This is a genomic window from uncultured Caldilinea sp. (assembly GCF_937128415.1).
GTDB lineage: Bacteria > Chloroflexota > Anaerolineae > Caldilineales > Caldilineaceae > Caldilinea.
This window is the reverse complement of record NZ_CAKZMJ010000075.1, coordinates 1-15,266: the sequence shown is the minus strand read 5'-3', so window position 1 is coordinate 15,266 and position 15,266 is coordinate 1. Positions and strand designations below refer to the sequence as shown.

The following is a 15,266-nucleotide window of genomic DNA, read 5'->3' as shown; positions in this document are numbered from 1 at the left end:
TTGCACGAGGACTGGGGCGTTACGTCATGGTCATGGGCCTCTCCATGGGCGGCCTGGTGACGGCGTGGCTGGCGCAGCATCGCGAGGACATCGATCGCGCCGTGATGGTGGCGCCGGCGCTGGCGTTTCGGGCGATTCCTTTTCGATTCATGCCGCTCTACGCCGCCTATGCCCGATATGCGCCCAATCGTTTCATCTGGTGGGACCCGCAGTTGAAAGGCGCAGCGCCTGGGCCAGAGCACGCCTACTATGGCTTCCATTTGCGCGCCCTCCAGGCGGTGTTGCGCCTGGCCGTGCTTGTCGGCCAAACTGTGCGTCGCCGCGCGGCCAAAGCGCGCTCCCTGGTCGTCATCCTCAACCCCACCGACGAGTCGATCGACAACGAAGGCGTGCGCACCCTTGTGCGACGATGGCGCCGTCGCGGCTCCAACGTCCTGCTGTATGAATTCCCCGCACCATGGGGGCTTCCACACGACCTCATCGACCCCGACCAGCCTGCACAGCAAATCGAGCGCGTCTATCCCCTGGTGATCGAGTGGAGCGAACATCCCTATTACGTCGCTCCTGCGTCCGAGCAGTCGCCTTCATAGCTTCTTCACACCTGCAGATGCACTCAGGCCGCAACAGGGAATTCAAAAGCGCTCTCGAGCATCTGGCGCAGCTGTCGCCCCCGAATTTGTGTGAGCCGCACTGCAGAAAAGGTTGATTTGCAAACGTGTTGCACCGTTCAAAATCATCGTCTACAATAGCTAGCGCAATGCGCCGCGGCATTGCGTCTGGTCGATGAGCGCCGAGACAACCCATCTGAAAGCGTCTTGTCGGTTTATCACAACCCATCAGGAAGGAGTCTGCCTCATATGAAACGTGCATGGACAATCCTTGTTTTTGCGCTGCTTTTGGGCTTTGTGTTTGCAGCATGCGCTGCGCCTGCCGCACCTTCTGCACCCGGCGAAGCAGCCCCCGCCGCACAGGTGCGAGACTTTATCACCTGGTATCAGTACGATGAAAAGAACGAAGACCCCGCCAGCGACGAGCGCGTCGGCAATCAGTATCTGCGCGACACCATCCCGCAGTTTAACGAGGCTTTCGCCGGCAAGTGGCGATGGGTGAATCAACCCAAGGCGTGGGACCGCATGACAGCCGAGTTGGTGGCGGCGGTGCAGGCCGGCGGCGACGTGCCCGATCTCTTCGAGATGGGCAGCAGCGGCCTCACCGAGCTGTACAAGAACGGCGCCTTGCAAGACCTCAGAGAATGGGCCAGCGCGCAGTCCTGGTATGCAGACATGGACCCGAACGCGCTGCAGGCGTGCACCGGCCCGGATGGCGGCCTCTACTGCATTCCGATCGCCGAGCGTCCACATCTGGTCTACGTTTGGAAGGATCGCTTCCCGGAAGGCTTCCCGACTCGGCCAGAGGGTTATCTGGCGGCGGGCGAGCGTCTGAAGGCGGAGGGGCTGTATGCCATGACCTTCTTCGGCTCGACGGACTTCAACGGCAACGGCGCTACGCGCGCCGTCTTCATGGCCTTCGCCTCCTTTGGCGGCGGCTATGACGACGGCCAGGGCAACATGCTGCTCAACAGGCCGGAGAACGTGGCGGCCGTCGAGTTCCTGCGCACCATGGTGCAGAGCGGCTATGTGCCGGAGATCGCCTTCGCCGGCGGCTTCCAGGAGGAGGAGGCGTTCAAGGACGCCTCGGCCGGCTCCTTCCCAACCGGTTTGTTCGGCTATCGCTACGTCAATCCGTTGACTGCGCCTAACGGCACAAAATACTCGAAGGGCAACGAAGAGGACATGCTCGACGCGATTGCGGCCGGCGACGTCATCCTGCGCCCCTTCCCTGCGCCGGAAGGGAAGACGCCCGGATGCAACAATGAGGTCACCGGCTTTGGCATTCCGGTCGGCGCCAAAAATCCGGAGGCCGCCCACGACTACATCAACTGGATCATGTCGCCGGAGCAGAACGCCGACTGGGTGCTCCGCCCCGGCGCCGGCTTCCCGGCGCTGCTGACGACGCGCGCCTCTGAGCAGTTCCAGACGCCATTCTACCGACAAGCGGGCGAGGTGGTGGCGGCCAGCGCCTGCCGTCCCTGGCACGGTTCGCTCGAACGCCGACCGGAGGCGCTGCGCCTGATCATGGGCGCGGTGTACCGCCTCATCAAGGAAGACCCATCGCTCGACATCGCCACAGAGTTGCAGCGGGCGCAGGACGAATACAACGCCGGCGGGTGATGGGCGCACCGGCAATCGCTTCGTTCAGGGCTTTTGAAGGAGAAAGCATCCTGCGCTCCAGGTGAATGCAGCGTCATCGTCGCCATCTTCCAGAAAGCACAAAAGCTTTCTGGAAGATGGCTGCTTAACTCAGTGGTCTGTAACAAATTATGCTGAAGCGACACCTGCGCCTCTACAAAATGGACGAGGATGGACGAGGCGTTGAAGCCATTTACGCAGATTGATCGGCGAGATCGAGAGAATTGAAAGCGTTTTTCGATGCAGCGTACTGAAATTCGGAGAAAACCACGGAATCGTTTCCGCAATTTACTCCCTTTCTGGTTGATCCTCCCAACCGTTGTGGTCATCCTTGCCATCCAGGTCTACCCGGCCTTTTACACGGTCTGGCTCAGCCTGCATCAGCGCCAGCCAAGGGGTTGGGACTATGTCGGCGTCGACAACTTTCAGCGTCTGTTCCGGATGGGCGTCTTCGGGGAGAGCGTCGGCCACACCATCGTCTTTTTGATCGGCTATACAACGCTGACGCTCGTGCTCGGGTTTATCATCGCGCTGTTGTTGAACCGTAAACTGAAGCTGTCCGGCCTTTACATCACGGTGCTCTTCGTGCCGTGGATCATCGCCGACATCATCGTTGGGATCGTCTTTCGGCTGCTTGTGGTGCCTGACTATGGGTTGCTTTCGGGCATTTTGCAGAATCCGGCGATTTTCCCGCCCAACGGCATCTCCGTGTTGACGGCGTCGCGGCCGCCTTCCTGGTTTGGCGGCTTTCCCTTCCCGCCTGCGCCGGCGATGATCTATCTAATTATGGCCTCCGCCTGGCGCGCGCTGCCCTTCATCACCCTGCTCTTGCTGGCGGCCATGCAGACGGTCTCCAACGAGATCATCGAAAGCAGCCGCATGGATGGCGCCAACGGCTGGCAGGTCGTGCGCCATATTCTGATCCCGCTGATGCTGCCGACGCTGGTCGTGGCGCTCTTCAGCCTGACGCTGGGCGGCATGAACGGCGTCGGCATGGTCTTCAGCCTCACCGGCGGCGGGCCTGGCACCTCGACCGAGGTGCTCAGCTACCTGCTTTACGTGTTGGGCTGGTCGCAGCTGGAGTTCGGTCGGGCGGCCGCGCTCGCCCTGTTGATCGCAGTCGTCAACTGGGCGTTGATTCTGGCGACGCTGCGCATCACGCGCGTGGAAGAGAGGAGCCACTGATATGTTCTCCATTTCACGACGACGCCTGGACGCATGGATGATCAACATTGCGCTGGTCATCATCTGTCTCTTTGCGTTGATCCCGGTGGCGACCACGGTCTTGATCTCGTTCAAGGGCGAACGCGACATCATCCGCAAGCCGCCGAACATTCTGCCGTGCGACACGCCCGAAAGCGCCTTCGATCCTTCGGCCTGTCGCTGGTCGGTCGAAGGGTATCAGCGCGTGCTGGCGCCTCGTCCGAGCGATGGCCTGTTGCCGTTCACCTTGACAGGCAACATCGTGCGCATCTACATCCCCAATTCGTTCATGTACGCCACGTCGACGGCGCTGCTCGTCGTCTTTTTGTCCGGCATGTCGGGCTACGCCTTCTCGCGCTATCGCTTCCGCGGCCGACAGGCGATGTTGGTCAGCATTCTCGCCATCACCGGCGTGCCGCTGTTGACCAACCTGCTCGCCCTCTATCACATGGGCGTCAACATTCGTCGCGCCCAGTTGCCCTTTTACGACGACCGCCTCTTTCTTGTCGCCGTCTACACCGGCTTCTTCTTGCCGCTGAGCGTCTGGATCGCCAAGGGGTTCTTCGACGCCATTCCCCGCGAGCTGGAAGAGGCCGCCGTGATCGACGGCTGCACGCCCTTCAGCGCGCTGCTGCGCATCAGCATGCCGCTGGCCTTGCCCGGGTTGATGGCTATCTTCCTGCTCACCTTCGTGAATGTCTGGAACGAGTTCATCGCCGGCTATCTGCTGGTGGCCAAAAATGAGCTGAAGCCCGCCATGTTCGGCCTCTATGAGTTCCTCGGGCAGAATATTATCAATCTCCAGGTGATTGCGGCGGCGTGCATCCTGATTGCGCTGCCGATCGTGATTCTTTTCATCTTCGCCCGGCGCACTTTCTTCGCCGCTATGATGGAAGGCGCCATCAAGGGATGATCGACTGTCTATGCTTGAACCTATCATGATGCGTCCCAACGTGGGGGCGCGACGCTTTATCGAGAAAGTGGCCGTGATCACCGGCGCGGCGGGCGGCATTGGCGGCGCTTGCGCACTGCGCTTTGCACAGGAAGGCGCCAACGTCGCCTGCCTGGACATCGAAGCGGCGGGCAACGAGGCCATTGCTGCGCAGTGCCGCAGCCTGGGCGTCGACGCCATCGCCCTGCCATGCGACGTGCGCGTGGCGGAGCAGGTCGATGCGGCGTTCGCGCAGGTTGCAGCGCGCTGGGGCGGGGTGGACATCGTCGTGGCGGCGGCGGGCATTTACACCGGCTCGCCCCTGGAGGAAGTCTCCGCTGCGCAGTGGGCGGACACGCTGCAGACCAACCTGACCGGCGCTTTTTACACAAACCGCGCCGCCGCTCCCTATCTCCGCCGGCGCAAAGGGAGCAGCATCGTCAACATCTCCTCGATGGCGGGCAAGACGAGCTGGCCCGCCACCGCCGAATACTCCGCCTCGAAGAGCGGGCTGATCGGCCTGACGCGCTCGGTGGCGATGGAGCTGGCGCCCTACGGCGTGACCGTCAACGCCATCTGCCCCGGCAACACGCTGACGGCGATGGTGCGCCAGGTCGCCGCCATCGTCGGCGGCCGCGAGGGGTTAAGCCCGGAGGAATGGCTGGCAATGCGTGCGCGAGACTGCCCGCTGGGCCGCATCGCCCAGCCGTGGGAGATCGCCGGCGTGGCGGCCTTCCTCGCCTCCGACGACGCGCGCTACCTGACCGGCCAGGCCATCGAGGTGGACGGCGGCATGGTCATGGCGTAGAGTTGCATCGCTTTCCCGGCCTACGCACCACACTCCACCGAGAATTGCTCCCATGTTCTACACCGGCTACCTCGACTTCTGGTTCACCGATCGACCGCTGGTGGAGCGCGTCGCCGCCTTCGCCAGACTGGGCGTGCGTCGCTTTTGCGTCTTCGCCTGGCGGCAAGCGCCGCTGGCCGAGCTTGTCGCCGAATGCAGGCGCCATGATGCACAGCTTTACTCCACCTTCGACGGCGACATGGGCTCGCTCGCCGATCCCGCCGACAACGACAAGACGCTGCGCAGCTGGGCGGAGTCGCTGGAAATGGCGCAGCAACACGGCGTCTCCGTGCTCTACATCTTCTCGAACCAGATCGACGTGATCGACGGTCGCGAGCGGGTGCGGGCGCTCTCCGGCAACTACAGCCAGGCGGAGCAATACGCCAATCTCCTGCGCCAGACGGAGCGCATCCTGCGGCTGGTCGAGCAGACCGCGGTCGAGGTGCGCGTCGAGAGCCTGAGCCGCAATCACTTCATCGGGCGACAGGCGGTCGATTCGCCGCAGCTGGCCATCGACTGGGTGCGCCGGATGGATCATCCGCAGTTTCGCTACGCGTTCGACGCCTATCACCAACAGCGAGGAGCGGGCGACCTCCTCTGGACGCTCGAACGGCATATCGATGTGATTTCCGGCGTGCACATCGGCGACGCGCCGACGCGACAAGAGCCGGGCACGGGCGAGATCAACTTCGTCAACATCGCCGCCGCCTTGCGCAGGCTGGGCTACGACGGCGAGATCGGGCTGGAATTTTCGCCCTCGCACGACCCTGCCAGCGCACTCGCCGTGGTGAAGCAGCTTTTCCCGGTGAGCTAAAACGAAATGGACGCGCAACCGCTCTTGCTCGGCGTCGAGGTGGGCACTTCGGCGGTCAAGGCCGTCCTCTACGATTGCAACGGCGACGAGCGCCATTCTAGCCGGTGCGCAGTCTCCCTTCGCACGCCGCACCCCGGCTGGGTCGAACAGGAGCCCGAAGAGCTCTGGCAGGCGCTCTGCACCGCGTTGCGCAGCGTCGCCTCGAGCGCCGCCGGGCTAGGGCGCATCGCGGCGCTGGCCCTGGCCGCCCAGGCCGGATCGGTGACGACGCTCAATGACGCGGGCGAGGCGCTGACGCCCTTCATCACCTGGCTCGACCATCGCGCGCAGCCGATCGTCGAGCGCTGGACGAAGGACGGGCGAGCCGCTCACATCCGGCGACGGACCGGCTGGCATCCGCACGCGGGCCTGCCGCTGGCGTCGCTGGCGTGGCTGGCGCAGCAGTCTCCGGAGCTCCTGAAACGCGCAGCGCACATCCTCGACGTGCACAGCTATCTGCTGCTGCGGCTGACGAGCCGACCGATGCTCGATTTCTCCAACGCAGCGGAAATGCTGCTGCTGGAGCGGGCAACCGCAACGTGGTCGGAGGAGCTTTGCGCGTTTGCGGGCGCGTCCCCTGGTCAGCTGCCGACGCTGGCGCAGGCGGGCCAAGGCGCAGGCCATCTCACGGCGGAGGCGGCGCAGGCCACAGGGCTGCCCGCCGAACTGCCGGTGGTCGTCGGCGGACAGGATCAATGTTGTGCAGCGCTGGGGATGGGCGTCGTCGAGACAGGGCGTCCGATGCTGGCGACGGGAACCGCCTGGGTGCTGACGACGCTCACGCCTGACCTGGCGGTTGAAAGGCTGCCCGAGAGCATGGCGCTCAACTTTCACGTCCTGCCCGGCCTGTATACGCTGTCGCAGCTCCTGGGGGGATTCGGCGCCGTGATCGCCTGGTGGATGCAAATCCTGTGGCCGGAGGCGAGCGATCGGTTCGCCCTGTGGGAGGCTGCGCTGGAGGCCAGCCCGCCCGGCGCGCGCGGCCTGCGCTTTGCGCCGATGCTCGGCAGCGCGCAGCTCGGCGAGGGCCGCGGAGGCTTCGTGGGTCTGCGCCTCGACCACACGCGTGCGGACATGGTGCGCGCCCTGTGCGAAGGGATCGCCTGCGAGGTGCGCTGGGCGCTGGAGGCATTGAGCGCCGCCGCGCCCGGAGGAGCGTCGGCGACGTCTCCACTGCTGTTGTCAGGAGGCGCCACGCGCAGCCGGACGTTGATGCGCCTGCTCGCCGACACGACGGGACGGCCCGTGCACGCAGCTCCGGAGGCCCACTGGCCGGCGCGAGGCGCCGCCATCCTCGCCGGCGTGGGCGCCGGCGTGCTTGGCCCCGATGTGGTTGCGGCAACGCGCGCCTGGCGACGCCCGATGAAAGAAATCTCGCCCGATCCGACCCTTCAACCCGGCTACCTCGAATGCTACGCCGACTACCGCGCCGTCGTTGCCAGATTGCATGAAAGGAAGGCGCAGGGACAAGGAGGCGCAGCGGTTTCGATGTGATCGAGGTTCTGGCGGTGATTGCGCCTTTTTTTGGGCGGGTGCGGAGATCGGGTTGATGGTGAGAAGATTTTCACTTATAGTGTTGCGTAGATTGCGTGTGAAACAGTGCTAACAGGCCTTATCCAAATTGTTTGATTTACGGTGAGGGTTTTTACCGAAGAACCAATTCATAGCGTTTAGGCTTACAACACTGAAACTCCATAGGTTGTACTGGTCTGGTGCACCGGCCTACCTGACAAATGTACATCCTGCTCGTGTAGGTGGTTCTTTCTCAACAAAAACAGGAGTTAACAAACACCTTTAGCCGAGAGCGCTGTACACTGAGTTGAAACACGAGCCATTGAGCCACTTGTGAGTGCTACTATGAAAGATGTACAGGACCGCAATGGTGAGTAAACAGATGAAGTCCAATTCGCAAAAAGACATTCCAGATCTGGATAAAGCTCTAGAGGAATTTACGCATTTTGTGAAGTCGTTATTACCCCTTGAACCTCTTTCAGAGGGGTTTATCCCCGAAATAATCTTTTCAAGCTCCGAAGACGGAGCGGTTTTGCTCACCGGGATAGAGGCCCAAAATTACAGAGAATGCCTCCGCAAACTCGTTGAAGTTGCGACATCTCGTGAGCAAATCAGCCCTAAAGCTGTTGAGAGTCTTTACCAGAAGGCGATTCTGGAAATCCTAGACATCAACGGACGTCGTTCCAACCAATCTATCGAGCAGCGCCTTGTAAAAGCAACTCAAAACTTGAAAACAGCTCTTAATGCGAAACCTTGCACCTTCCGGGTATATTATCCGGTCAACGGATTAGCAGCGGATGGTTTGCCTGTCAAAGTTGGCAACGTAACTTTCTGCATATTTGGAGATGAACATCTCGGCGAGTTTGAGCAAATTCTTGATCATCAGGAAGTAAGCGAGCAAGAAAGGCAGATAAAAGCAAAAATCATTGACGACTGGATGGACGACTGGATGAAAGACATCATAGAGAAGCCAATTGGCATAACCGATGTATCAGCCATCGAAGCAGATGCAGCCAGATCTTTGGCCTTAAAAGAGTTGCGTCTAACACTTGATATCATCAACTTCTATAGTGACATGCTCCCATCGAAGGGCCACCTGTTTATCATTGGAGAAGCTGAAAGAACTGCGATGACCATTCCTGTTTTACTCCAGAGTAATAGACCAGCAGTTAATCTACAAATGAAAGTCACTGGGCCACTTAGCCCCTTGTCGCTACGAGAGCTCTCGGATTTAGACGCTCGCAAAACTTTAGGTTTTGCCACCATTAGCAACATTCTTTCAAAAGAACAACGGAGCAAGTTAGAGGACAGACTGGTTGCTGCAATGCAATGGGCGGGTAGAGCAACGGTGGATAATAGGAGGGAGGAAGCCTTTCTGTTGTATATGATTGCTCTGGAAAGCATCATGCTTGCGGAGAATGATAGGGATGAGCTTGGCTATCGTTTACGGGTACGCGTTGCGCATCTTCTCGGAAGAGATCTACAAGCTCGTCGTAGACTATCTGAGCAAGTCCGAGATTTATATAGAATAAGATCTCAAATAGTTCATAGCGGTAAATATGAGGTCAAATATGCAGACTTGGGATTAATTAGGTCCATAACAAAAAAATGTATCTTACGGATACTTGTAGATGAGCCTTTTAAATCTATGAATAACCCTAATGATTTGGTCTCGTGGTTCGACGAGCAGATATTGCGGACTTAAGGTTATCATTGACAGGAAGCTTAACCCGCCGCCCAGCCGTTAGAGTTTCCAACTTGGTGAATTGAAATGACTTCATCTGCTAAATTTACGCGCCGAGATATTCTCAAAATTCGCAATGTTACAAGCCCAGGTTTCTTAGCACCAAGCGGTGCAGATCGTCCATACTGCTCCACTCCCGGGCCAGAATAGGAGGAACTGAAACGTCAACTAAACTTCAGTTAGATATAACTTGACGGTCACGCACAGCGCTAACCATAGTAGCTTCATACAACCATCTCACTCCCAATTCCACCGGAAGCGCCTCTTATGTCTCACTATGACACATTAATCATCAACGGCCGCATCGTCGACGGCTCCGGCAACCCCTGGTTCTACGGCGACCTGGCGATCCGGGGCGACCGCATCGCCGCCCTCGTCGGGCCGGGCGCCATCGATCGCAGCGACGCCCGCCAGGTGATCGACGCCGCCGGCATGGTCGTCTGCCCCGGCTTCATCGACATCCAAAGCCACTCGATCCTGCCGCTGATGGTCGATGGCCGCAGTCTCTCCAAGATCACGCAGGGCGTCACCACCGAAATTATGGGCGAAGGATGGACGCCGGCGCCGGTGCGCGGGCGCAACACCGACCCGCTGGCGCACGCCATCTTCCCCTATCCGCTCGACGCCTGGAAGGAAAACGTCCGCACCTGGACGCGCTTTCGCCACTGGCTGGAGGCGATGGTCGAGGCGGGCGTCTCTCCCAACGTCGGCTCGTTTTTGGGCGGCGGCACGCTGCGCACGATCGCCAAAGGCATGGAGATGGGCAAGGCCAGCGCCGACGAGCTGGCGCTGATGCGCGCCGTGATGGCGGAGGCGATGGAAGATGGCGCCTTCGGCGTCGCCTATGCGCTCATCTATCCGCCCGACGCCTACGCCGACACCGACGAAATCGTCGAGATCTGCAAAGTCGTGGCCGCATATCAGGGCGTGTACATCACGCATATTCGCTCCGAGGCCGAACAACTTGTGGAGGCGATGCAGGAGGCCGTCGAGATCGGCCGCCGCGCCAACGTGGCCGTTGAGGTCTATCATCTCAAGGCCGCCGGAAAGGCCAACTGGCCGCTGATCGAACCCGCCATCGCCGTGATCGAGCGGGCGCGCGCCGAGGGCGTCGATGTCACCGCCGACATGTACCCCTACGCCGCCGCCGGCACCGGCCTGACCGCCGTCATCCCCCCGTGGGCGCAGGCCGAGGATAAACTCTTCGACAACCTGCGCGACCCGACGATGCGCGCCCGCATTAAGCACGAGATGCTCCATCCTTCCGGCGACTGGGAGGCGATGGGCAGCCGCGATCCGGAAAGCGTGATGCCGATCGGCTTCCAAAAGCCCGAAAACAAACAGTACATCGGCAAGCGTCTCACCGAGATCGCAGCCATGCGCGGCCAGGACTGGATCGACGCCACTTTCGACCTGCTGCTCTCGGAGCAGGATCGCATCGGCACCATCTACTTCTCGATGAGCGAGGAGAATGTGCGCCGCCAGCTGACGCTGCCCTGGATCAAGATTTCCACCGACGCCGGCGGCCATGACCCGGCCTGGAGCGAACAGTACGGCCCCGTGCACCCTCGCTCCTACGGCACCTACCCGCGCGTGCTTGGCAAATACGTGCGCGAGGAAAAGGTGTTGACATTGGAGGACGCCATCCGCAAGATGACCTGGTCGGTGGCCTCTCGGCTGCGCATTCCCGATCGCGGCCTGCTGGCGCCGGGCTTTTTCGCCGACGTCGTCCTTTTTGACCCGGAGACGATCGCCGATCGCGCCACCTTCGAGGACTCGCATCAGCTTTCCGTCGGCGTGCGCGATGTGTGGATCAACGGCGTGCGCGTGTTGGCGGACGGCGTCCACACCGGCGCGCGGCCCGGGCGCATCGTCGATGGGCCAGGGCGCAGGCGCAGCGGATCGCCGGCGCCCACGATTGGGTGAGACGTCGGGCGCAGGAGGCAGAAATAGAAGATCAAAAAGGCGGATTGCATTGTCGTAGAGCCGACAACGCAATCCGCCTTGCACTCGATGGAGTAAGTGCGCGGGGTTGAGCGAACGCTCCCCTTTATCGCCTGCCTTTTCCCAGCAAATTGGCGACCAGCAGGTCTCGATTCATCATGGCGATGAAGTCAAGGCTGATCTCCTTCGGACAGACGGCCTCGCATTCGCCGATATTGGTGCAGCCGCCGAAGCCTTCGGCATCCATCTGGTTGACCATCAAGACGGCGCGGTCATAGCGCTCGGGCTGGCCCTGCGGCAGCGAGTTGAGGTGCGCCAACTTGGCGGCCGTGAAGAGCATCGCCGAGCCGTTGGGGCAGGCGGCCACGCACGCGCCGCAGCCGATACAGGCGGCCGCATCCATGGCGCGGTCCGCCTGGGTTTTCGGCACCGGGATCACATTGGCTTCCGGCGCCTGACCGGTGCTCACCGAGATATAGCCGCCCGCCTGGATGATGCGGTCAAAGGCGCTGCGATCCACGACCAAGTCTTTGATGACCGGGAAAGCTTTGGCGCGCCACGGTTCGATCGTGATGGTATCGCCATCTTTGAACTCGCGCATATGGAGCTGGCAGGTGGTCACCGCCGCCTTGGGGCCATGCGCAATGCCGTTGATCATCAGGCCGCACATGCCACAGATGCCCTCCCGGCAATCGTGGTCGAAATGCACCGGCTCTTCGTTGCGGTCGATCAGTTGCTGGTTGAGAAGATCGAGCATCTCCAAAAACGAGCTATCTTCACTGACGCCGTCCAGGTTATATTCGACGAAACGACCTTCCGACTGGGCGTTTTTCTGGCGCCAGATTCGCAATTTCAGTCGCATAACAGCCCCCTTCCTGTCTATCTATTTGTAGCTGCGCGTGGTCAGCTTGACGTATTCGAACTTGAGCGGTTCTTTATGCAGGATTGGCATGGCGTCGTCGCCCGCATACTGCCAGGCCGCAACGTAGGCGTACTCTTCGTCGTTGCGCAGGGCTTCGCCGTCGGGCGTCTGGTACTCCTCTCGGAAATGGCCGCCGCACGACTCGTTGCGGTTGAGCGCATCCAGGCACATGAGCTTGCCTAGCTCGAAGTAGTCGACCAGGCGGCCCGCCTTCTCCAGCTCCTGGTTGAGCTCGTTGGCGGAGCCGGTGACGCGCACATTTTCCCAGAATTCCGCCTCCAGCTCTGGGATGAGCTGCAACGCCTTCTGCAAGCCCTCCGCCGTGCGCGACATGCCGCAATATTCCCACATGATCTTGCCCAACTCACGGTGATAGTGATCCACGCTCTTCTCACCCTTGACGTTCATCAGCCGCTCCGTGATTCGCTTCACGTTGTCGACGGCCTCCTTGACGGCGTCGGCGTCCTCCGTCACCTTTTCCAGTTTGGTGGAGGCAATGTAGTTGGGCAGCGTGGCGGGCAGGATGAAATAGCCGTCCGCAAGTCCTTGCATCAACGCGCTGGCGCCGAGGCGATTGGCGCCATGGTCGGAGAAGTTGGCTTCGCCGATGACGAACAGCCCAGGGATGTTGCTCATCAGGTAATAATCCACCCACAGGCCGCCCATCGTGTAATGCGGCGCCGGGTAGATGCGCATCGGCGTCTTGTAGGCGTTCTCCCCTGTGATATTTTCGTACATATCGAAAAGGTTGCCGTAGCGATCGCGGATCACCTTTTCGCCAAGGCGTTTGATGGCGTCGGCGAAGTCCAGATAGACGCCGTTGCGCAGCGGGCCGACCCCGCGGCCGCTGTCCACCATACGCTTGGCGGCGCGCGAAGAAATGTCGCGCGGGGAGAGGTTGCCGTAGCTCGGATACATCTCTTCGAGGTAATAATAGCGCTCGTTCTCGGGAATTTGGTCCGGCGGCCGCGTGTCGCCCGGCTGACGCGGCACCCAAATGCGCCCGTCGTTGCGCAGCGACTCACTCATCAACGTCAGTTTGGACTGATGCTCCCCCACCGGCGGGATGCAAGTCGGATGAATCTGGGTGAAGCAGGGGTTGGCGAAGTACGCCCCGCGCTTGTAGGCGCGCCAGATGGCAGTGCCGTTGCAGCCTTTGGCGTTTGTGGAGAGGTAGAAAACGTTGCTGTAGCCGCCGGTCGCCAACACGACGACGTCGGCCAGTCGCGGCGTGATCTCGCCTGTGCGCATGTCGCGCACGACGATGCCGCGCGCACGGCCATTGATGACGATCAGGTCGAGCATTTCGGTGCGCGTGAACATCTTGACCGTGCCCGCCGCAATCTGCCGCGCCAGCGCCTGGTAAGCGCCGAGCAGAAGCTGCTGGCCGGTCTGCCCGCGGGCGTAGAAGGTGCGCGAGACCTGTGCGCCGCCGAAAGAGCGGTTGTCGAGCATGCCGCCGTACTCGCGGGCGAAGGGCACGCCCTGGGCCACGCACTGGTCGATGATGGCGTTGCTCACCTCGGCGAGGCGGTAGACGTTCGCCTCGCGTGCGCGGAAGTCGCCGCCCTTGACCGTGTCGTAGAAGAGGCGATAGACGCTGTCGCCGTCGTTGCGATAGTTTTTGGCGGCGTTGATGCCGCCCTGCGCCGCCACGCTGTGCGCGCGGCGGGGGCTATCCTGGTAGCAATAGCATTCGATGTTGTATCCCTGCTCTCCCAACGTGGCCGCCGCCGATGCGCCTGCCAGCCCCGAGCCGACGATGATGATCTTGAATTTGCGTCGATTGCTGGGGTTCACCAGCTTCATCTCGAATTTGGTGCGCTCCCACAGGGTCTCGATCGGGCCGGAAGGGACGCGGCCATCCAAGGGCGCCTCGACGAAAGTGGGCGTCTCCGTGATCGTTTGCGTCGTCGTCACACTCATGATCCATCCTCTCCTATTTCAGAATGCCGAAGAGCACGGACAGCGGCACTGTGGCAAAACCGATGGGCACCACCAGCGCCAGGAAAATCGCCAGTCCGCGGAAGAAGCCGTCAAAGCGTCGACTGTTTAATCCGAGCGTCTGGAACATGCTCCATACGCCATGAAAGAGGTGCAAGCTCAGCGCCGCCAGCGCCAGCAGGTAGAACAGCACAATCACCGGATTGGAAAATCCGACAATCACATTCGTATATGGGTCGTGCCGATCGAAAGGCGTCACCCATCCCCACGTGTAATGCGCCAGATGAAAGAGGATGAACAGGATAATGACCACACCGCCGATGCGCATGAAGCGCGAGGCGTAGTTTGCCTGGACGACGCGCTTCACCGCGTAACTGGTCGAGCGCGCGCGTCGCGCCTGTTGATACAAGTCCCACGCCGCCCACATGTGCGCGGCGATGGAGACAATCAAGATGATGCGGAAAATCCACAACAGTTGCGCATAGGAGAAGACCGGCTCGCCGACCGTGCGCAGGAATTCGGCGTAGTGGTTGAACTTTTCCTGGCCTTGAAAGATGTGCAGGTTGCCCCACATGTGCAAAATCAAAAAACCGATCCAGACAGCCCCGGTGACCGCCATCACCGCCTTTTTAGCAATCGAAGAGCGAGGAAGGACAGCTACTTGCACTTGCATCGAAGACTCCTGTTCTGCTGCATCTTACCGGTTGATTCGGTGCACGCGAGAAGACACGATGGACTCAAACACGATGGACTCAAATCGATCAGTGCGTTCCATCATATCACAGCGCCAGAAAAAACTGGAACGCAGCATACCTTTAGTGAATTTTTTCGCATGAGAGAACAGATGTATTTTTAGATTTGAAATATATCACAAACATTGTGCATCTTTTGTGCAATTTTACACAATCCACACTCGCTCCTGAAATTGCTCCGGTGGATTCTTGGAAGTTACGAGTCAAACCTGGCAATCGATCGACCGGGTTGAGGGATCGCCTACAGTGCTGGTAGGTGCGGCTCCCAGCCGCACGTTCTTGATGGGCCGCTCCGCCTGGTCACGGTCGAGAAGCGGCGCGTGCATCTACGCCGGTAGTGCGGCTGAAAGCCGCACGTTCTTGAT

At 60.6% G+C, this 15,266-nt stretch carries 11 protein-coding genes and 1 pseudogene; 9 read left to right on the top strand and 3 right to left on the bottom strand.

The window, feature by feature from the left end:
• From Q0367_RS14455 to Q0367_RS14415, 9 genes and pseudogenes are all read left to right on the top strand, one after another.
• Nucleotides 1–590 (top strand): annotated as a pseudogene (locus Q0367_RS14455) (hypothetical protein); the annotation flags it as partial.
• Nucleotides 591–857: 267 nt separating this feature from the next.
• Entirely contained in the window at nt 858–2,231 is a 1,374-nt protein-coding gene (locus tag Q0367_RS14450) for an ABC transporter substrate-binding protein (RefSeq protein WP_297634322.1), read from the top strand.
• A gap of 258 nt (nt 2,232–2,489) precedes the next feature.
• A complete protein-coding gene (locus Q0367_RS14445; RefSeq protein WP_297634324.1) occupies nt 2,490–3,434 on the top strand; it encodes a carbohydrate ABC transporter permease in 945 nt (314 codons plus the stop codon).
• 1 nt (nt 3,435) lies between these two features.
• On the top strand, nt 3,436–4,365 hold the full coding sequence (locus Q0367_RS14440) for a carbohydrate ABC transporter permease (RefSeq protein WP_298983088.1): 930 nt from the start codon (nt 3,436–3,438) through the stop codon (nt 4,363–4,365).
• Between the two features lie 10 nt (nt 4,366–4,375).
• The gene (locus Q0367_RS14435) at nt 4,376–5,191 is read left to right on the top strand and encodes an SDR family NAD(P)-dependent oxidoreductase (RefSeq protein WP_298983086.1); all 816 of its coding nucleotides are present in this window, start codon (nt 4,376–4,378) and stop codon (nt 5,189–5,191) included.
• Nucleotides 5,192–5,243: 52 nt separating this feature from the next.
• Nucleotides 5,244–6,044, top strand: a complete 801-nt coding sequence (locus Q0367_RS14430) for a TIM barrel protein (protein WP_298983083.1) — start codon at nt 5,244–5,246, stop codon at nt 6,042–6,044.
• Between the two features lie 6 nt (nt 6,045–6,050).
• Entirely contained in the window at nt 6,051–7,577 is a 1,527-nt protein-coding gene (locus Q0367_RS14425; protein WP_298983081.1) for an FGGY-family carbohydrate kinase, read from the top strand.
• Nucleotides 7,578–7,977: 400 nt separating this feature from the next.
• The gene (locus Q0367_RS14420; protein ID WP_297634338.1) at nt 7,978–9,300 is read left to right on the top strand and encodes a HEPN domain-containing protein; all 1,323 of its coding nucleotides are present in this window, start codon (nt 7,978–7,980) and stop codon (nt 9,298–9,300) included.
• A 306-nt stretch (nt 9,301–9,606) separates the two neighbouring features.
• Nucleotides 9,607–11,265 carry an amidohydrolase family protein gene (locus Q0367_RS14415; protein ID WP_298983080.1) on the top strand — a complete coding sequence of 553 codons (1,659 nt, stop codon included), beginning with the start codon at nt 9,607–9,609 and terminating at the stop codon, nt 11,263–11,265.
• 124 nt (nt 11,266–11,389) lie between these two features.
• On the opposite strand, the gene Q0367_RS14410 is transcribed toward Q0367_RS14415, so the two are convergent.
• Genes Q0367_RS14410 through Q0367_RS14400 form a run of 3 tightly spaced genes read right to left on the bottom strand, consistent with a single transcriptional unit; the run spans nt 11,390 to nt 14,822 of the window.
• A complete protein-coding gene (locus tag Q0367_RS14410; RefSeq protein WP_297634343.1) occupies nt 11,390–12,145 on the bottom strand; it encodes a succinate dehydrogenase/fumarate reductase iron-sulfur subunit in 756 nt (251 codons plus the stop codon).
• A 21-nt stretch (nt 12,146–12,166) separates the two neighbouring features.
• Nucleotides 12,167–14,131 carry a fumarate reductase/succinate dehydrogenase flavoprotein subunit gene (locus Q0367_RS14405; RefSeq protein ID WP_297634347.1) on the bottom strand — a complete coding sequence of 655 codons (1,965 nt, stop codon included), beginning with the start codon at nt 14,129–14,131 and terminating at the stop codon, nt 12,167–12,169.
• Between the two features lie 13 nt (nt 14,132–14,144).
• Complete coding sequence (locus Q0367_RS14400) at nt 14,145–14,822, bottom strand: succinate dehydrogenase cytochrome b subunit (RefSeq protein ID WP_297634350.1); 678 nt, start codon at nt 14,820–14,822, stop codon at nt 14,145–14,147.
• Between the last annotated feature and the right edge of the window lie 444 nt (nt 14,823–15,266).